The following is a 17,175-nucleotide window of genomic DNA, read 5'->3' as shown; positions in this document are numbered from 1 at the left end:
AATTGACGAATGACTACGGGCACTTGGATCACCGGTTCGATGAGGGTTGGGAGGCAAACGAGGCGGATGCTACGAAAGGCGTTCGACATTGTCAAGCGATTGCGGCGACCCGGCTGCCGCATCGCAAATGCTCAGGATTCCTGCTTTCGCGCGTGATGACGCATGGAACGGAAATGCGGCCGGCCGGAGCCACCGCTGTCGCATCCGTGCCGACACGCAACACCGCCCTCTTGCGAATTCCGTTCGCCGCATGCTAGAGTCGCCGCCATTCCGATTCACCCACTCACCGCAAGGAGAAAAAAACATGACGTCACGCCAGCTCTCCTCCCGTCGCGGGTCGTAGTTCGGGTTCATCGCGTCCGTTCGTTTCATCGTTCACGCATCGCAGTCGATTGCATCGTCGTTCCGGCGATGCTGCGGGTCGTCCTGACCCGATTCGGTCTGCCGTTCTCCCGACATCCGATGTCAGGCAGTGCATTCGCGCGCGCTGCCCGTGCCATGGCCCGCCGTTCCCTTTCTGCATTGAACGGACTATTCCATGGGCAATTCCCTGCAATATCTGGCGGACCGCGTCACGCTGTGCGCATCCGCCGACACCTGGATCGAAGGTGAAGCGATCCGGCAGCTGCAACTGGCTGCCACCCTTCCCGGCATGCGGCGCGTCGCCGGCATGCCGGATCTTCACCCCGGGCGCGGCTATCCGGTCGGCGCCGCGTTCTTCTCGACCGGCTGCCTGTATCCGGCGCTGATCGGCGGCGACATCGGCTGCGGGATGGCGCTGTGGCAAACCGCGCTCGACGCGCGGCGCGCGAGCGCGGTGCGGCTCGTCGGCCAGCTCGGCTCGATCGACGCGCGTCTCGACGACAGCTGGCAAGCGTCGATCGCCGACGCCGGGCTGGCCGGGCACGCGTTCGCTGCGTCGCTCGGCACGATCGGCAGCGGCAATCACTTCGCCGAACTGCAGAAGCTCGACACCGTGTACGACGCCGAGGCCGTGCAGGCGCTCGGCCTCGATCGCGGCCGGCTGCAGTTGCTCGTGCACAGCGGCTCGCGCGGCTTCGGCCAGTCGATCCTCGAGCGGCACATGGCCGCGCACGGCTACAACGCCCTCGACGACACGCACGCCGAGTGCGCGGCCTACCTGCAGCGTCACGACGAAGCGCTGCGCTATGCGGTCGCCAATCGCGACCTGATCGCGCGCCGCATGCTCGCGCGATGGCGCAGCAGCGGCCAGCGCGTGCTCGACGTGAATCACAACCTGGTCAGCCGCGCCGTCGTCGACGGCGTGCCGGGCTGGCTGCATCGCAAGGGCGCGACGCCCGCCGACGCGGGGCCGGTCGTGATTCCGGGCTCGCGCGGCGACTACAGCTATCTCGTCGAGCCGCTGCCGCGCGACGACGCGGCGAGTCTCGCGTCGCTCGCGCACGGCGCCGGGCGCAAGTGGTCGCGCGCCGACTGCAAGGGCCGGCTCGAACGGCGCTTCGCGCCGTGGCAGCTGATCCGCACGCGGCTCGGCAGCCAGGTCGTCTGCGAGAATCGCGAGCTGCTGTACGAGGAGGCGCCGCAGGCGTACAAGCCGATCGACAGCGTCGTCGATGCGCTCGAAGCGGCGGGCCTGCTGCGCAAGCTCGCGCGGCTCACGCCGGTGCTGACCTACAAGACGTCCGGGGAGTGTTGCTGATGCTGCTCCAGATTTCTTCCGCACACGGCCCGGCGGAGTGCCAGCTCGCCGCGGCGAAGGCGCTGCAGCGCCTGCAGGCCGAAGCCGACGCGTGCCGCGTCGCGCTGACGGTGCTGGACGTGCAACCGGGCGAGCGCCCGGGCACGGTGCGCTCCGTGCTGCTCGATCTCGACGGGGCCGACGCCACCGCGCTCGCGGACCGCTGGGCCGGCACGCTGCAGTGGATCTGCGCGAGCCCTTACCGGTTGCGTCATCCGCGCAAGAACTGGTTCGTGGGCGTCACCCGCTGCGCCGACGCACCGCCATTGCCGGACGGCGCAGTGAAATTCGAAGCGATGCGTGCGCGCGGCCCCGGCGGGCAGCACGTCAACAAGACCAGCTCGGCGATTCGTGCGACGCATCTCGCGACCGGCACGTCGGTGCGCGTGGAAAGCGAACGCAGCCAGCACGCGAACAAGCGGCTGGCGCTGCAACTGCTGCACGCGCGCCTGCGGGAGCAGGCCGACCGGGAAGCCGGGCATGCGCGCGAGCAGCGGCGCATGCAGCATTTCGCGCTGGAACGCGGTAATCCGGTGCGGGTGTTTCATGGCGCCGCGTTCACGCCGTCGGGCTGAGCGCGGGTGCTCACGCCGCATGAGGGGCCGCGACGGGCATTCCCGGGTCAGGATGAGATCAATCCGATTTGATTCGATTTGGATCAGGGGCGCTCGGCGGCGCAGCGGTACGCGCTGCGCGAGCGCCCCGCTTTTGTCGGCTCTTATATGAACGCGCCCGGCAACCTGTCCGCCGAATCGTCTGACGCGATCCGTCGCGACGTCGTTGACTCGTCCAGTTCGATGCGCTGTCAACGTCTCTCGAAAGCGAAGAGTCCGACGATATCGCAGGCCCCCTGCAAGCACCGTTCCTGTTCGCAAAGCTGAATATACGAACACGCTCGCTCATGTACGTTTCCACCTTTCCGACATATGCTTGGTACTGTCTTCTCTTGGCCAAGGCGGACACGACGACAGGTAACCAAAATGGTCGTACAAAGGCTCTCGATCCTGGCTGCCTTGGGCAAGCTTCAGGCACCGTCGATATGGCGCTGCCTGGCAAATCGCGGCGCGAAAGTTCGCCGCGTGCGGATCGATGTCGATCTCGACACGGGGATCGAGTCGATGAACGTCGACATCGTGGAATCCGGCCTGCTGCGCACGGCCGACATCGCCGCTGCACTCGGTGACGTGCCGCTGCATATGACGCTCACCACGTTCCATCTGGAATTGGTCTCGAATCCTGAAGCGACGGTTTCGCGCCCGATCGCCCGGCCGGCTCCGAGGTTGACGGTTGTCAGGGACATCTCCCGCCACATTGCACGTATCAAACGAGACTGATCACGCGCTCGACGCGTGAGATGCGTTTGCGACGCTGAATGTCGTTGCCGCTGGCTCTGAAGCGGCGAATCCTGCCATCGGACATATTTGCGCCGCAAGCGTTGGTTTTGTCGGGGGAAGTCGCTTTCGCACCTGGATGGATTTCACGTGCGAGAGTCAGGATGCCGGCCAGGTACGGCCGGCAGTGCAAAGGCGTTGTACGGCTTATCGGAGGTACAAGATGAATTCCATTTGCAGACGCCTGTCCCGCTCCGTTTCCCATAGTCTCGCGGCCGGCGGCGTCATCGCGCTCGCATCCACGCTCGGCCCGGGCGTGCACGCGCAGGTGCTCGGCCCACTCGTCCAGGTGGCCGCGGGCGACCCATTCAGCGGATGCACCGCCGACCAGGTGCATGCGCAAGAGACCTCGCTCGGGAGCGTCCTTTATCCCGCGACGTCGATCGAGCCGTGGGTGGCGGCCGACCCGACCAACGCATCCCGCCTTCTCGCCGGCCACCAGCAGGACCGCTGGAGCGACGGCGGCTCACGCGGGCTCGTCGGCGTCGTCTCCAGCGATGCGGGCAGCAGCTGGGCCAATTCGATCCCGACCGGCGTGAGCGAGTGCACCGGCGGCAAATTCCGTCGCGCCTCCGACCCCTGGGTCGACTTTGCGCAAGACGGCACGGCCTTCTTCTTCTCGCTGGTGCTGGACCCCATGCAGCCGACGACCCCATTCGGCGCACGAAGCAGCGCGATGCTGGTCAGCCGCTCCGTCGATCACGGCGCAACGTGGCAGGCTCCCGTCGAGTTGATCCACAACAGCTCGTCGCACGTGCTGAACGACAAGAACTCGCTCACCGCCGATCCGACCGCGAACGGCTACGTCTATGCGGTGTGGGATCAGTTGAGCGTTTTCCCGCCGAGCAAAGACGCTGCACAGCTGCTCGCGGGCAACGACGGCGTCGCGATCGCGCGCCAACTGCTCAATTCCACGGCGGGCGCATCGTCGGTATGCGAGCCGTTCACGAGTCCGCCGTGCAAGGGCGGCGCCCCGTCCTTCAAGTTCAACTTTACCGGCCCGACCTTCTTCTCACGGTCCACCGACAACGGCGTGACCTGGAGCACGGCCGCCCCGATCTACCAGCCGGGGACGAACAAGCAGACGATCGACAATATCGTCCGCGCATTGCCCGATGGCACCCTGCTCGATTTCTTCACGGCGATCAACGTCACGCCGCAAGTGCTCAACATCGGCTATATCAAGTCGACGGACAAGGGCGGAAGCTGGACGGGGCCGGCGTTCGCCAGCGATATTCGGGTGGTCGGCGTGGTCACGCCGGACTCCGGCCAGCGGATACGCGATGCCGCCATTCTCTACAGCGTCGCAGTGAACCCGGCGACGGGAGCAATCTATCTCGCGTGGCAGGACGATCGTTTTTCGACCGCCGCCTGCACCACGCCCACCGGCTCGATCCCGGTCGACGGGATCGCTTTCAGCGAGTCGGATGACGGCGGGGCGACCTGGTCGAAGCCGGTGATGATCAACAAGACGCCGGCGAACGCCGCGAACCGGTGCCGGCAGCAGGCGTTCATTCCTGCCGTGGTGGCGTCGGGCGACGGCAAGACGGTCGTGGTGACCTACTACGACTTTCGTAACGACACGAACACGCCTGTCGGCTTCGAGGGCACCGACTATTTCGCGCTCTTCTGCTCGACCGCGACCGCATGCACGAACCCTGCCAACTGGGGCAACGAGCAGCGACTGACCACGGCCTCGTTCAACATACTTGACGCTCCCGTGGCGCGTGGCCATTTCCTCGGCGATTACATGGGCCTGACCGCGAGCGGGCCGACGACCGTGTATCCGGTGTTCGGCATCGCGACGGGTCACAACGTGACGGCCGAATTCACCCGCAAGATCTCGGGATTGCAGTGAGCACTTGGGGCGACGACCTTCGGTCGCCGCCCTGTCAGCGCGCCGACATGAAGTCGAACAGCTTCGCGATATCGCTCGTCAGCACGCTGCCCGCCTTCACGCCGACCCACAGCGTGCGCGTCGCCCACGCGTCATCGAGCTTCACCACGCACAGCCTCGACCCGCGCGCTCGGTCGTGACCGCGGGTTGAGCGGTGCGGCAGCGGCTCGGGGAAGCGGGGGCTGGAGGAGGATTGGGCGCCCGGAACGGCGCCGCAGGGGAAACGGCGGATCTAACGCGCGACGGGTTCGAGGCCCCGTGCGCAGGCATCACGCCGTCCGGTTCAATACGCGGACATTTCGGCGCAGGGATCGACCTTGCTCGGCGAGCAGATCGCCGAGTACTTGGCGCTTTCGCGCATCAGGGCTTCGCCCTGGCGGAGCGCATCCTTGATTTCGGGATGCTGCGCGTAGGCGAGGAATGCGGAACACACGACCGCGGACATGCAGACCAGCGAAAAGGCAATTCTTTCAAGGGCTTGTAAACGTTCAGGCATGATTCGACCTTTCTTCGAGGTCGATATTATATCTCAAATAAGGGTTTTCCCTAGGATGAGGCACGCGTGCACGGTGGTGTCCGTCCCTGCTTGGGCCGCCCGCACATGTGGCCGCCGTTAACATTCGCTTAAGTGCGGATCGTCAGGATGGAAATGTCGGTTGCGGGTGTGTTTGCTCCTGCCGGCTATCTCTTTCGGAGGCTCCAATCATGAAATCCGCCCTATCTCTGCTCGTTGCCGCCGCGTTCGCGGCCCCTGTTGCTTCGTTCGCGCAATCGCAACCGGCCGGCGAGCCGGTTACGCGCTCCGAAGTCGTGTCGCAATTGCAGCAACTCGAACAAGCCGGCTACAAGCCGTCACGCAATCAGTATCCTGCCGACATCCAGGCCGCCGAGGCCCGCGTCGCGCAAACCTCGGGCGTCGGCAGCGAAGCCGGCGCGGCTGCCCAGTCGGGCACGCGCGTGACGCCGGCGCATGGCGCCGACATGCTGATCAGCCACCACTGACCCGCAATACACGTTGACGCGTCAATGCGCGTCCGACGCCGCGCTCGCCGGGCTGCCCGGCCACGCCTTGCCGATCCGGTCGATCATCGATTTCGCCGCGCCGGTCGCGAGCGCCGCGTCGACGTTCGACGTCTGCCACGCGCCGTCGGCGCCCTGCACGAAGGTCAGCTCCGCGCGCGTCGGCGCGTTGTCGGGGTTGCGCCACGTGAACACGACGTTGCACGTGTAGGTGCGCTCGCTGGCCTTCTTGCAGTCGCCGTCGGGCTTGACCGACACGACGTCGGCCGACACCGGCAGCGGCTGGCCGAGCAGCGCGTTGAGGCCGCCGTGGTTTTCGGCTTCGAGCGAACGCCGCACGGCCGCGTCGATGTCGCGCGCGCCGGGGCCCTCGTGAAACAGGTTGCAGGCGGCGACGAGCATCGTCGAGACGCCGAGCGTCAGCAGCGTGTGAAACTTCATGTGATTCGTGATCCGGTGAGCAACGGGAAGCGCGCCGAGCCCGCGCCCCGCAGGACGCCGGTCGCGCGCCGGTATGCCGCGTAGTCTGCAACGTTCGCGCCCCGTATGCGGTATCCATTTGTAACCAATTGCACGGCGCGCCCGCGCGGCGTGCTACGGCCGCTCCTGCTTCACGCGGCTCACGAGTTGCGTCGGGCTCACGAACTGCAGCGCGATCACGACCCACGCGAGCGTGATCGCCATGTAGATCATCGCCATCGCGTCGATCGACTGCGGCGCGCGCACGCCGGTCGAGAACACTGCGTAGTACAGCGCGACGACGAGCGTCTGCGTGCTCGGCCCGGCGGTGAAGAAGGTCAGCTCGAACATCCCGATCGTGCGCACCAGCACGAGCAGCCCCGCCGCGAGCATGCCCGGCACCAGCAGCGGCAGCAGCACGTAGCGGAAATAGCGCCACGTGTTCGCGCCGAAGATGCGCGCGGCCGCTTCGAGGTTCGGGTCGATCTGCTCGATGAACGGCGTCATCACGAGGATCACGAACGGCAGCGCCGGCACGAGGTTCGCGAGGATCACGCCGGACAGCGTGCCCGCGAGCCCGACCTTGTACATCACGGTCGCCATCGGAATCCCGTAGGTGACGGGCGGCACCATCAGCGGCAGCAGGAACACCAGCAGCGCGAAACGCTTGCCCGGAAACCGCGCGCGCGCGAGCGCGTAGGCGGCCGGCACGCCGAGCGCGATCGACAGCAGCACGACCGCGCCGACCACCTCGACCGTCACCCACAGCACGCTCGCGAGCTGGAAGTCTTCCCACGCCTTCGCGTACCAGTGCAGCGTGAAGCCCTGCGGCAGCGGCGTGCCGAACCAGCGCGTCGCGACGGAGTTCACCGCGACGGTTGCGATCAGCAGCATCACGTTCAGCAGGAAGAACGTCATCACGCCCCAGACCAGCGCCTGCCATGCGCGGGCGGCCACGCCGCGGCGCGCCTTCTGCGGTTTCATCGTGTTGACGGGCCGCGCGCCGTCGTCGCGTCGCGCGTCGTGCGGGCCGGACTGCGACGGCCACGTCCGCGCGGCATGATTGTCGGTCGCCATCAGCCCTTGCCTCCCGTCACCGGCCCCGTATAGAAGAAACGGCGCGCGCCGAGCATCGACGCGACCACCACCAGCTGCACGAAACCCATCACGATCGCGATCGCCGACGCGAGCGAATAGTCGTAGCTCTCGAACGCGGCCTCGGCCGCGGCGATCGAGATCACGCGCGTCGGCCCGGCCGGCGCGCCGAGCAGCACGGCCGACGGGAACACCGAGAACGCCTGCACGAACGACAGGCACGCGGCCATCGTCAGGCCCGGCACGAGGAGCGGCAGGTAGATCTGCCGGAACTGCTGCCACGGGTTCGCGCCGAGCGTCGCGGCCGCGCGCGCGAGCGTCGGGTCGATGCCGCTCACGTACGACAGCATCAGCAGGAATGCGAACGGAAAGCCCGACACGATCAGCGACAGCAGCACGCCCCAGTAGTTGTGCGTGAGGCGCACCTCGTCCGTGTACAGGTGCAGCCCCTGCAGCGCCTGCGGGAACCAGCCGTTCGGGCCGAAGTACGTGAGCATCCCGTCCGCGACGAGCACCGTGCCGAGCGTGACCGGAATCACGAGCAGCGTCGTCACGAGCTTCTGGTACGGCGAATGGCGGCGCAGCGCGAACGCGACCGGCAGCGACACGCCGACGTTGATCAGCGTCGCCGGCACGGCGAGCTTCAGCGTGACGATCACGGTCGGCCACATCGCGGTGTCGGTGAAGAACTGCGCGTAGTTCGCGAGCGCGCCGCCGTTCATCGGCTGGAACGACAGCACGACGCCGTACGCGAACGGATAGATGAACAGCGCGACGATGAAGCCGAGCGCGGGCGTGACGAGCCAGCCTTTCGCGTCGCGCGGCGCGCCGGGCGCGACGAGCGTGCTCATGCTGCTTCTCCCGCGTAGACCAGCGTGCGCTCCGGGGCGATACGAAGACGCAGGCGCTCGCCTTCGCCGAATTCGCCGGCCACGCGCGCCCAGATCTTGCCGAACGGCGCGGCCGCGCGGATCAGCGAATCGCGGCCGCCGTACTCGACGGTCTCGACCGTCGCGTCGAACGCATTGTCGTCGGCGGCGCCGGCGCGCGCGAAATCGTCGGGGCGCAGCGCGACCGCGACGTCCTTGCGATCGAAGCCGGCCATCGGCACGCCGGTGAGCCGCACACCTGAAGCGGCGACCGCCACGCGCTCGCCCGCCATCCCTTCGAGCGTGAACGGCAGCACGTTGCGATAGCCCATGAAGCGCGCGACGTGCAGGTTGCGCGGCCGCGTGTAGACTTCCTTCGGCGACGCGACCTGCTGGACGACGCCCTCCTTCATCACGACGATCCGGTCGGCCATCGACAGCGCCTCGTCCTGGTCGTGCGTCACGTAGATCGTCGCGCGTTCGAGCTGCGTGTGGATGCGGCGGATTTCCGCGCGCATCTCGATGCGCAGCTTGGTGTCGAGGTTCGACAGCGGCTCGTCCATCAGCACGAGCGGCGGCTCGATCACGATCGCGCGCGCGATCGCGACGCGCTGCTGCTGGCCGCCCGACAGCTGGCCGGGCAGCTTGCCCTCGTGGCCGACGAGCTGCACGAGCTCGAGCGCTTCCTGTGCGCGCTTGCGGGTTTCCTGCCTCGGCACGCCGCGCATCTTGAGGCCGAAGCCGACGTTGTCGAGCACCGACATGTGCGGAAACAGCGCGTAGTTTTGGAACACCATGCCGAAGCCGCGGCGCTCGGGCGGCAGCACGTCGATGCGTTCGTCGTCGAGCCAGATGCCGCCGCTCGTGAGCGGCTGCAGGCCCGCGATGCAGTTCAGCGCGGTCGACTTGCCGCAGCCGGACGGGCCGAGCAGCGCGATGAACTCGCCGCGCCGGATGTCGAGGTCGAGCCCGCTCAGCGCGGCGACCTGCGCGCCTTCCGCATTGGTGAAGCTGCGGCATACCGCGTCGAGGCGCAGCTGTTCGAAAGTGTGCTTCATCGCGATCTTCCTGACGGCCTCCGATGGCGCGGGCGCCGCGGCGCCCGCCGGGTCATGCGGGATGGCGGGCTACTTCGACTTCTGCGAGCCGATCTCGCGGTCCCACTTCTGGAACGCGGCGACCATCGCCTGCGCACCGAGCGGCTGCACGTGCGGACGCTCGGCCAGCAGCTTCGCGTACTCGGGGCGGCCGAATTTCCTGACGACGTCCTGGCTGTGCGCGGGCGCCATCTCCAGCGTCACGCCCTTCACGGACGGGCCCGGATAGAAGTAGCCGTCGTCGTAGGTCATCGCCTGCTGCGCGGGTTCGAGCAGGAAGTTCATCAGCTTGAACAGCACGTCGAGCTTCTCTTTCGGCACGCCCTTCGGAATCACCATGTAGTGCGCGTCGTTGACCCACGTCATGTCGTCGAACGCCTGGATTTTGAAATCGGCCGGCACGATGCCGAGCGCGCGCGGGTTCAGGTCCCAGCCGGTGACGGTCACCGTCATGTCGCGCGTGCCCTCGCCGAGCTCCTTCATCACGGCCGACGTGCCGCCCGGGTAGTACGGGACGCAGTCGTTCAGTTGCTTGAGGAACGCCCAGGTCTTGTCCCAGCCGTTGATCGGGTCTTGCGGATTCTTGTCGCCGAGCACGTACGGCAACCCCATCAGGAACGTGCGGCCCGGGCCCGAGTTCGCCGGACGCGCGTAGATCAGCTTGTTCGGATGTGCTTTGCACCACGCGAGCAGCTGCGCGGGCGTCTTCGGCGGATCGGCGACCTTCGCCGGGTTGTATTCGAGCAGCGGCCCGGCCGGCATGTACGTGACTTCGAGGCCGAACCCTTGCGCGAGATCCTGCATCTTGCGCGGGCCGGGCGCGTATTTGTCGAGCACGCCGGGGAGCGCGCCCGCGTTGTCGGGCAGGAGCTTGAGCCACAGGTTCTGCTCGATGCCGGCCGCGAGCGCGTCGGTGCCGGTCAGCACGAGGTCGATGTCGGAGCGGCCGGCCGCCTGCATCGCCTTGATCTTGCCCGGCAGCTGCGGTGCGGGCGCGTTGGTGAAGGTGAAGTTCGCGACGAGGTTCGGGTTCTTCTCCCTGAACGCCTCGATCGCCTTCTGCGTGAGCTGCAGGTTGCCCGCGACGTCGACGACGTTGATCGACACCGGCGCGGCAACCGCGGCCGTGGCCGACAGCGTGAAGCCCAGCGCCAACGCGATGCGGCGGACGCGGCGCGCGATCCTGGATGAGTTCATGTCTCCTCTCTCTTGCGGTCGGGTGGATGGGACCTTTCTTTCGGGAAATCATGACTTTGTTATACGATGTCGGTCAACAAAAAAGCACGGCGAACAGGGCGGGAGTTTCCCTAACAAAAACTCGTTCGCCGTACATCGATCCATGTGTAGAGCGCGGTTTGCGCGGGGTCTGGCAGAAGGATTCGATGTGTTATGACATCAGACATCGATAAATAGAGAGATGGAACCGGTTCGGCGCGCCGGCGGCGCGCATCGCGTCGCAACCAGCACTCACCCCGCCCCAAGCGCCTGAACCTCGCCGATCAGCGCCAGCGCCCCCGGCCACTCGCCAAACCCCGACGCCGGATTCAGATGCCCGACCTCCCCCAGGTCGACGAACCGGCTGCCCCACTGCGCGGCCATTGCCTCGACGCGCTCGAAGCGCGCGAGCGGATCGTTGCGGCTCGCCGCGACAAGACTCGGAAACGGCAGGCGTTCGCGCGGAACCGGCAGCCAGCCGTTGTCTCGAATCGCGTCAATCGACGGATATTGCGCGGGCATCGGCGTTTCGAGATCCGCCGGCGTCGCGAGCACCGCGCCGAGGATCGGGCGCGTCGCCTGCCGCGCCCAGTGCACGGTGATCATCACGCCCGCGCTGTGCGCGACGAGGATCACCGGGCCGTCGATCGCCGCCAGCGCCGCGTCGAGCGCCGCGACCCGCGCGGCGCGGCTCAGCTTGTCGTGCTCCAGCGGCGCGACCGAGCGCGCATTCGGCAGGCGCCGTTCGAGATGCGTCTGCCAGTGGTCTTCGACGTGATCGCGCAAGCCGGGCACGATCAGGATGGTGGGTGGGTTCGCCAAGGTCATGCAGTCTCCAACAAAGGTTCAGGAACGCGCAGGCACACGCTGCCCGCGTTCGAGGCGCGCGAGATCGGCCGCGTAACTCGCGCGCCCGATCGCGAACGTCGCCGCCGCCGCGAGCGGCACGACGGGAATCCATTGCAGCGCCGCGCCGAGCCCGACGTGATCGGCGACCCAGCCGGTCAACAGCGGCCCGGGCGCCATGCCGAGCAGGTTGTTCGCGAGCGTGAGCGTCGCGAACGCCGACGCGTGGATCGCGGCGGGCGTGAGGTTCGCGACCATCGCGCCCGACGCGCCGGACGCCCCCGCGCCGACCAGCATCCCGACGCCGATCAGCGCGAGCTGCAGCGGCCCGGGCGGCAGCCGGAACGCGATAGCGAGGCTGCCGCACGTCAGCAGGCAATAGGCGATCGCGGTCAGCCATTTGCGCGACCCATCGGCCTTGCCGAGCCGGTCCGTGACGATCCCGCAGCCGACCATCCCGATGCCGGCGAGCAGCACGAATCCCGCCGCGAGCACGGCGGCCCGGTCGGGCGCCATCGCGTAGTCGCGGTTCAGGTAGCTCGGCAGCCACGCGAACAGCGCGCCCGGCACGAACAGGTGCAGCCCGCTGCCGACGTACGCGCAGATCACCGAGCGCGACGCAAACAGCCCCGCCATCAGCGCGCGCAGGCTGCCGCGCATCCCGCGCGGCGCGCCGCCGTCGCGCCGGCATGGTTCCGGCCGATACGCGGCGAGCCGCCGCTCGGTGACGACGCAGCGGTACGCGACGAGCAGCACGAGCCCGAGCGCGGCCATCACGCCGAACGACCAGCGCCAGCCGAGATGCGCGCCGACCAGGCCGCCGAGCGCCATCCCGAACACCGAGCCGAACGCGCCGCCGGCCATGAACGCGCCGGTCAGCGTCGCGCGCAGGTGCGCGGGGAAGATGCTCAGGATCAGCGCGACGCCGACGCTGCCGTACGCGGCCTCGCCGAGCCCGACCAGCCCGCGCGCCGCGAGCATTTCCGCGTAATTGGTCGACAGCGCGCAGCCGAGCGTCGCGAGGCTCCACAGCGCGGCCATCAGCACGATGCTGCGCACGCGGCCGAAGCGGTCGGCGAGCACCGACAGCGGGAACGTCAGCACGCCGACCAGCAGCGCGACGATCCCGCTGAGCGAGCCGAGCTGCGTGTCGGACAGGCCCCACGCGTGTTTCAGCAGCGGAAACACCGCATTGAGCACCTGCCGCGACATGTAGTCGGACAGCAGCAGGCCGACGGTCAGCCCGAACACGAGCCATGCGAACGCGGGCGCGCGGCGGCGGCCCACGCTCAGGTCCTGCATCGACGGCTCGACGTGATGAATCAGCATGCGTGTCTCCTCCGGCGCCGCGCGCCATCGCGCGTCGGCACGGTTTGCGCGGCCCCGCTCCGCTTCCCGGAATCCGCCTTGCGCCGCGCGCAAGGGTGGGCGCCGCGCTACAGCGATCTGCGATCGGCGAGCGGCGGCGCGCCGCGTCAGGCCGCGCGCAGCGGCACGTTCACCTGGCCCGGCCGGCGGTTCGGCGCCATCCCGAGCTGCGCGAGCGTCTCGTCGACGCCGTCGTACTGCACGCCGATCCGGTAGATCGCCTTCGCCTCCTTGCCGGTCGCGACCTCGCGCCCCAGCTCGCGCGCGATCCGCACGCACTGCTCGACCTGCTGCACCGACGTCATCCGGTTGCCCTTCTGGTCGATGATCGTGTCCTCGATTCCGCAGCGCGGATGCAGGCCCATCGCCATCGCGATCGTGTTGATCGGCAGCACGTTCTTCATCAGCGATTCGAGCGTGATGCACGCGCCGTCCGGGCAGCGCCGCACGAATTCCATGAAGTTGTACGGGTTCGGGCCGTCGAAGCCGCCGCCGATGCCGACCCACGTGACGTTCAGCGGGCCGCGGTACACGCCGCGGCGGATCATCCGTTCGAGCGTTTCCAGCGCATGCATGCCGGTGAGCTGGAAGTGCGGCTGGATGCCGGCCGCCTGCAGCCGGCGCAAGTGCTCGTCGGCCCAGCCGGGCCCGGCCGGCACGGTCATCTCGCGATACGCTTCCCAGTACGCGGCGTCGTTCAGCGACGTGCCGGCGATGTCCCGGCGATCCATCAGCTCGGTGATGTTCATCTGCACCGTGTTGATCGCAACCGTCACCTGGTCGGGCTTCGGGCTCAGCTCGGCGAGCATGTGGCGCGTATCGTCGGACAGCCATTTCGCTTCGGCGCCCTCGCCTTCCGGCGCGAACGAGATCGAGCCGCCGACCTGCAGGATCATGTCGGGCACCGCGTCGCGCAGCCGGCCGAGCAGCTCGTTGAATTTCGACAGCCGCTTGCTGCCCTTGCCGTCGGGCTCGCGCACGTGCAGGTGCAGCACCGTCGCGCCCGCGTTGTAGCAGTCCACCGCCTTCTGCACGTGCTCGTCCATCGTCACCGGAATGTCCTCCGGGAAATCCGCCGGCATCCATTCGGGGCCGTACGGCGCGACCGTGATGACCACCTTGTCCTGGTTCTCCGGGTGCAGCGAATCGTCGAGAAATTGCATGTCGTCCTCCAGATTGAATCGTTGTGCTGGTGTTTCGTGTCGATGCGGGCTCAGAACGGCACGTCGCCGACGATCCCCGCGCGTTCCATCTTGCGCACGCACGGCGGGTAATCCATCACCGCGTAATGCTGGGTGCTGCGGTTGTCCCAGATCGCGACGCTGTGCTTCGCCCAGCGCCAGCGCACCTGGTATTCGGGGATGTACGCCTGGCTGATCAGGTACTGCAGCAGTTGCCCCGCGCCCGGATTCGCGTCCTGCCCGAAGCGCACGCGCTGCGGCGTGTGGAAGTTCGTGAAGTGCGTCGTGAACGCGTTCACGTACAGGATCTTCTCGCCCGTCTCCGGATGCGTGCGCACGACCGGATGCTCGGCGTCCGGGTACTGAGCCCTCAGCGCGAGCCGCTTGTCGATCGGCATCGCCGCGCCGAAGCTCGCCTCGATGCTGTGGCGCGCGCGCAGCCCGTCGATCTGCCGCTTCACGTGCTCGGGGAGGTTCTCGTACGCGAGCACCATGTTCGCCCACATCGTGTCGCCGCCGACCGGCGGGCACTCGACGCAGCGCAGCACGCAACCGAATGGCGGCGCCACGCGCCAGCTCGCGTCGCTGTGCCACGCGTTCTCGTAGCGGTCGTTCGGCTGATCCGGCGACTTGTAGATCCGCACGAGGCCCGGATGCTCGGGATCGCTGCCCGCGACCGGATGGTCCTCGAGCTCGCCGAAGCGCCGCGCGAACGCGACGTGCTCGGCGCGCGTGATGTCCTGGTCACGCAGGAACAGCACGCGGTGCTTCAGCAGCAGTGCGCGGATCTCGGCGAACAGGCCGTCGTCGTGCACGGCGTCGGCGAGGCTCACGCCGGACAGTTCCGCGCCGATCGCGCAGGTGAGCGGTTCGACTCGCATGGCCGGCTCCTCAGACGTCGAATACCGACGAACCCGTGGTCTTGCCCGCTTCCAGGTCGCGATGCGCGCGCACCGCGTCCTCGAGCGCGTAGCGCTGGTGGATCTTGATCCGGATGCGGCCCGCGGCGACGTGATCGAACAGCTCGCCCGCGAGCGCCGCCTTCTCGGCCGGGTCGGCGATGTAGTCGGCGAGCGCCGGGCGCGTCAGGTACAGCGAGCCCTTCATCGCGAGCAGTTGCGGATTGAACGGCGGGATCGGGCCCGACGCGGTGCCTACGCACACCATCAGGCCGCGGCGCTTGAGCGAATCCAGCGACGCGTCGAAGGTGTCCTTGCCGATGCTGTCGAACACGGCGTCGACGCCCTTGCCGTCCGTCAGCTCGCGCACGCGGCCGGCGATGTCTTCGTGCCGGTACAGGATCACGTGATCGCAGCCGTGCGCCCGCGCGACTTCCGCCTTCGCTTCGCTCGACACCGTGCCGATCACGGTCAGCCCGAGCAGCTTCGCCCACTGCGACACGATCAGGCCCACGCCGCCCGCCGCCGCATGCAGCAGAATGCTGTCGCCCGCGTTGAACGCATGGATGCGGCGCAGCAGGTACGCGGACGTGAGGCCGCGCATCGTCATCGCGGCCGCGGTGTCGCAGGCGATCGCGTCGGGCAGCTTGATGAGCGGCGCGGCCGGCACGAGGCGCTCGGTGCTGTACGCGCCCAGCGTGTTGATGAAGCCCGTATAGGTCACGCGATCGCCGACCGCGACATGCGTCACGCCGTCGCCGACGGCTTCGACCACGCCGGCCGCTTCCACGCCGATGCCGGACGGCAGCGGCACCGGGTAGAGCCCGCTGCGGAAATAGGTGTCCGCGAAGTTCAGGCCGACCGCCGCGTGCTTCACGCGCACTTCGCCGGGCCCCGGGTCGCCGACCTCGACGGTCTCCCAGCGCAGCACGTCCGGGCCGCCGGTCTGATGGAATCGCACTGCATGTGCCATGTGTTTCTCCGTGGTAAGTCAGTCGGATGCGCGCCGCGCATCCTCGGGTTCGTCCGCGCCCTGCGTCGCGGCTGCGTGCGCCGCCGGGCCTTCATCCAGTTCCGTCCAGTCGGCGTCGCTCAGGTAGCGCCGCGCCGCCGGGAAAATCACGCCTTCCTCGCGCCCCATCTGCTCGAACACGCCGCGTGCGTAGCGGGCGAGCGCCGCATCGAACGCGGCGCCCGACTGCGCGTCGCCGGCCATCCGGGCCAGCGCGTCGAGCGCTTGCGCATCGCGCCGATGCTGGCGCTCGAGTTCGTCCAGCTCGGCCTCGACGCTCTCGGTGCGTGCGCGCAGCGTCGCGAACAGCCGCGCTTGCGCGCCCGCGCCGAAACGCTGCGCCTGCAGGCCGGCGAGATCCGCGAGCACGCGGCGGCACGCAACGGCATCCGGCCCCGGTTCGCCCGCGTGCGCCGCATGCCGCAGCAACGCATGCAGCAGCGCGGCCACCGCGCGATGCGCGTCGAGACAGCGGGCGATCACGCGCGCCGCGGCCGGCGAGTGCGAAGCCGCGCACACGAGCACCGGCACGCCGCTTGCCGCGAACAGGCGCCGCCGCTGCGCGCCTGCGCCGGCGGGCGCGCCGTGCGGCAGCGCCGCGACGCAGATCAGGTCGCAGCCGAGCACGCGGGCCAGGTCCGGCAGCGGCGTGCCGCCGGCGGGCGCAATCGCATACGACACGCCCTGCGCCCGCGCGGCCGCTTCCACTTTCGCACCGTGCTCCGACATCCGCGCTCCGGGTAAATACGCGTGCGGCGACGTGCCGGACAGCACGAACGTGACCCGCGCGCTCACGGCCCGCGCGAGCTCCAGCGCATGGCCGACCGCGTCGATGCCGCCGGGCGCGCCGTCGACCGTCACGAGCAGATGGCGATACATCGCGCGGCTCCGCTTATCCGGCGAGCGACGCGCTGGCGGGCGTGCCGGTCGATGCAGTCGTCATGGGCGCTCTCCTCGTCGCATTCGTGATTCATCGGCACCCATGCTATCGACGCGGGGTCGTTGCGGCCCCACTCGTGACGGGGGGGATTGACGCCCGCACGGTGTTCGGCTGATCCTTCCCGCACGTTCCATACCGGACGCCGGCCTGCAAGGCACCGCCGGGA

Annotated in this window: 17 protein-coding genes and 1 pseudogene; 5 read left to right on the top strand and 13 right to left on the bottom strand. The window is 68.3% G+C overall.

All coding sequences use genetic code 11. The features are described 5' to 3' along the window. The first annotated feature begins 538 nt into the window (after window positions 1-538). From KY49_RS07735 to KY49_RS07720, 4 genes are all read left to right on the top strand, one after another. A complete protein-coding gene (locus tag KY49_RS07735) occupies window positions 539-1,681 on the top strand; it encodes an RNA ligase RtcB family protein (protein ID WP_042584048.1) in 1,143 nt (380 codons plus the stop codon). Next, window positions 1,681-2,295 (top strand): peptide chain release factor H, encoded by a 615-nt coding sequence (gene prfH / locus KY49_RS07730; RefSeq protein WP_080403930.1) that lies wholly within the window; start codon window positions 1,681-1,683, stop codon window positions 2,293-2,295. Before KY49_RS07735 ends, prfH begins: the two co-directional genes overlap by 1 nt. Window positions 2,296-2,700: 405 nt before the next feature. Continuing rightward, complete coding sequence (locus KY49_RS07725; RefSeq protein ID WP_059743112.1) at window positions 2,701-3,054, top strand: hypothetical protein; 354 nt, start codon at window positions 2,701-2,703, stop codon at window positions 3,052-3,054. Window positions 3,055-3,274: 220 nt separating this feature from the next. Then, the gene (locus tag KY49_RS07720) at window positions 3,275-4,969 is read left to right on the top strand and encodes a sialidase family protein (protein ID WP_042584046.1); all 1,695 of its coding nucleotides are present in this window, start codon (window positions 3,275-3,277) and stop codon (window positions 4,967-4,969) included. 34 nt (window positions 4,970-5,003) lie between these two features. Here KY49_RS07720 and KY49_RS36965 read toward each other — a convergent pair. Together KY49_RS36965 and KY49_RS07715 are read right to left on the bottom strand one after the other, a co-directional pair. Beyond that, window positions 5,004-5,135: pseudogene (locus KY49_RS36965) on the bottom strand (GntR family transcriptional regulator); the annotation flags it as partial. A gap of 156 nt (window positions 5,136-5,291) precedes the next feature. Then, the gene (locus KY49_RS07715) at window positions 5,292-5,504 is read right to left on the bottom strand and encodes a hypothetical protein (RefSeq protein ID WP_042584045.1); all 213 of its coding nucleotides are present in this window, start codon (window positions 5,502-5,504) and stop codon (window positions 5,292-5,294) included. 209 nt (window positions 5,505-5,713) lie between these two features. Between KY49_RS07715 and KY49_RS07710 the strand changes: the two genes are divergently transcribed. Next, window positions 5,714-6,010: a DUF4148 domain-containing protein gene (locus KY49_RS07710; protein WP_042584044.1), complete on the top strand. Its 297-nt coding sequence runs from the start codon at window positions 5,714-5,716 to the stop codon at window positions 6,008-6,010. Between the two features lie 21 nt (window positions 6,011-6,031). Here the strand turns inward: KY49_RS07710 and KY49_RS07705 are convergent, their stop codons facing one another. The 11 genes from KY49_RS07705 to KY49_RS07655 form a co-directional block, all read right to left on the bottom strand. Further along, a complete protein-coding gene (locus tag KY49_RS07705; protein ID WP_042584043.1) occupies window positions 6,032-6,469 on the bottom strand; it encodes a hypothetical protein in 438 nt (145 codons plus the stop codon). 153 nt (window positions 6,470-6,622) lie between these two features. Further along, entirely contained in the window at window positions 6,623-7,564 is a 942-nt protein-coding gene (locus KY49_RS07700) for an ABC transporter permease (RefSeq protein ID WP_042584042.1), read from the bottom strand. Beyond that, on the bottom strand, window positions 7,564-8,433 hold the full coding sequence (locus tag KY49_RS07695; RefSeq protein WP_042584041.1) for an ABC transporter permease: 870 nt from the start codon (window positions 8,431-8,433) through the stop codon (window positions 7,564-7,566). Before KY49_RS07695 ends, KY49_RS07700 begins: the two co-directional genes overlap by 1 nt. Continuing rightward, window positions 8,430-9,509 (bottom strand): ABC transporter ATP-binding protein, encoded by a 1,080-nt coding sequence (locus KY49_RS07690; RefSeq protein ID WP_042584040.1) that lies wholly within the window; start codon window positions 9,507-9,509, stop codon window positions 8,430-8,432. The genes KY49_RS07695 and KY49_RS07690 overlap by 4 nt, the downstream gene beginning before the upstream one ends. A gap of 69 nt (window positions 9,510-9,578) precedes the next feature. Further along, entirely contained in the window at window positions 9,579-10,745 is a 1,167-nt protein-coding gene (locus KY49_RS07685; RefSeq protein ID WP_042584039.1) for an extracellular solute-binding protein, read from the bottom strand. Between the two features lie 270 nt (window positions 10,746-11,015). Next, window positions 11,016-11,591, bottom strand: coding sequence for an RBBP9/YdeN family alpha/beta hydrolase (locus KY49_RS07680; protein WP_042584038.1), 576 nt, complete (start codon window positions 11,589-11,591; stop codon window positions 11,016-11,018). A gap of 18 nt (window positions 11,592-11,609) precedes the next feature. After that, window positions 11,610-12,938 carry an MFS transporter gene (locus tag KY49_RS07675; protein ID WP_042584617.1) on the bottom strand — a complete coding sequence of 443 codons (1,329 nt, stop codon included), beginning with the start codon at window positions 12,936-12,938 and terminating at the stop codon, window positions 11,610-11,612. A 146-nt stretch (window positions 12,939-13,084) separates the two neighbouring features. Continuing rightward, window positions 13,085-14,140 carry a 3-keto-5-aminohexanoate cleavage protein gene (locus KY49_RS07670; protein WP_010094445.1) on the bottom strand — a complete coding sequence of 352 codons (1,056 nt, stop codon included), beginning with the start codon at window positions 14,138-14,140 and terminating at the stop codon, window positions 13,085-13,087. 50 nt (window positions 14,141-14,190) lie between these two features. Continuing rightward, on the bottom strand, window positions 14,191-15,039 hold the full coding sequence (locus KY49_RS07665) for a TauD/TfdA dioxygenase family protein (RefSeq protein ID WP_042584037.1): 849 nt from the start codon (window positions 15,037-15,039) through the stop codon (window positions 14,191-14,193). 10 nt (window positions 15,040-15,049) lie between these two features. Beyond that, a complete protein-coding gene (locus tag KY49_RS07660; RefSeq protein ID WP_042584036.1) occupies window positions 15,050-16,030 on the bottom strand; it encodes a quinone oxidoreductase family protein in 981 nt (326 codons plus the stop codon). An 18-nt stretch (window positions 16,031-16,048) separates the two neighbouring features. Continuing rightward, a complete protein-coding gene (locus tag KY49_RS07655; RefSeq protein WP_042584035.1) occupies window positions 16,049-16,948 on the bottom strand; it encodes a hemerythrin domain-containing protein in 900 nt (299 codons plus the stop codon). Window positions 16,949-17,175 lie beyond the last annotated feature (227 nt).

It is taken from the genome of Burkholderia sp. MSHR3999 (assembly GCF_000833595.1).
Taxonomy (GTDB): Bacteria; Pseudomonadota; Gammaproteobacteria; order Burkholderiales; family Burkholderiaceae; genus Burkholderia; species Burkholderia ubonensis.
The sequence above is the reverse complement of the archived record's forward strand: the minus strand, read 5'-3'. Positions and strand labels throughout refer to the sequence as shown.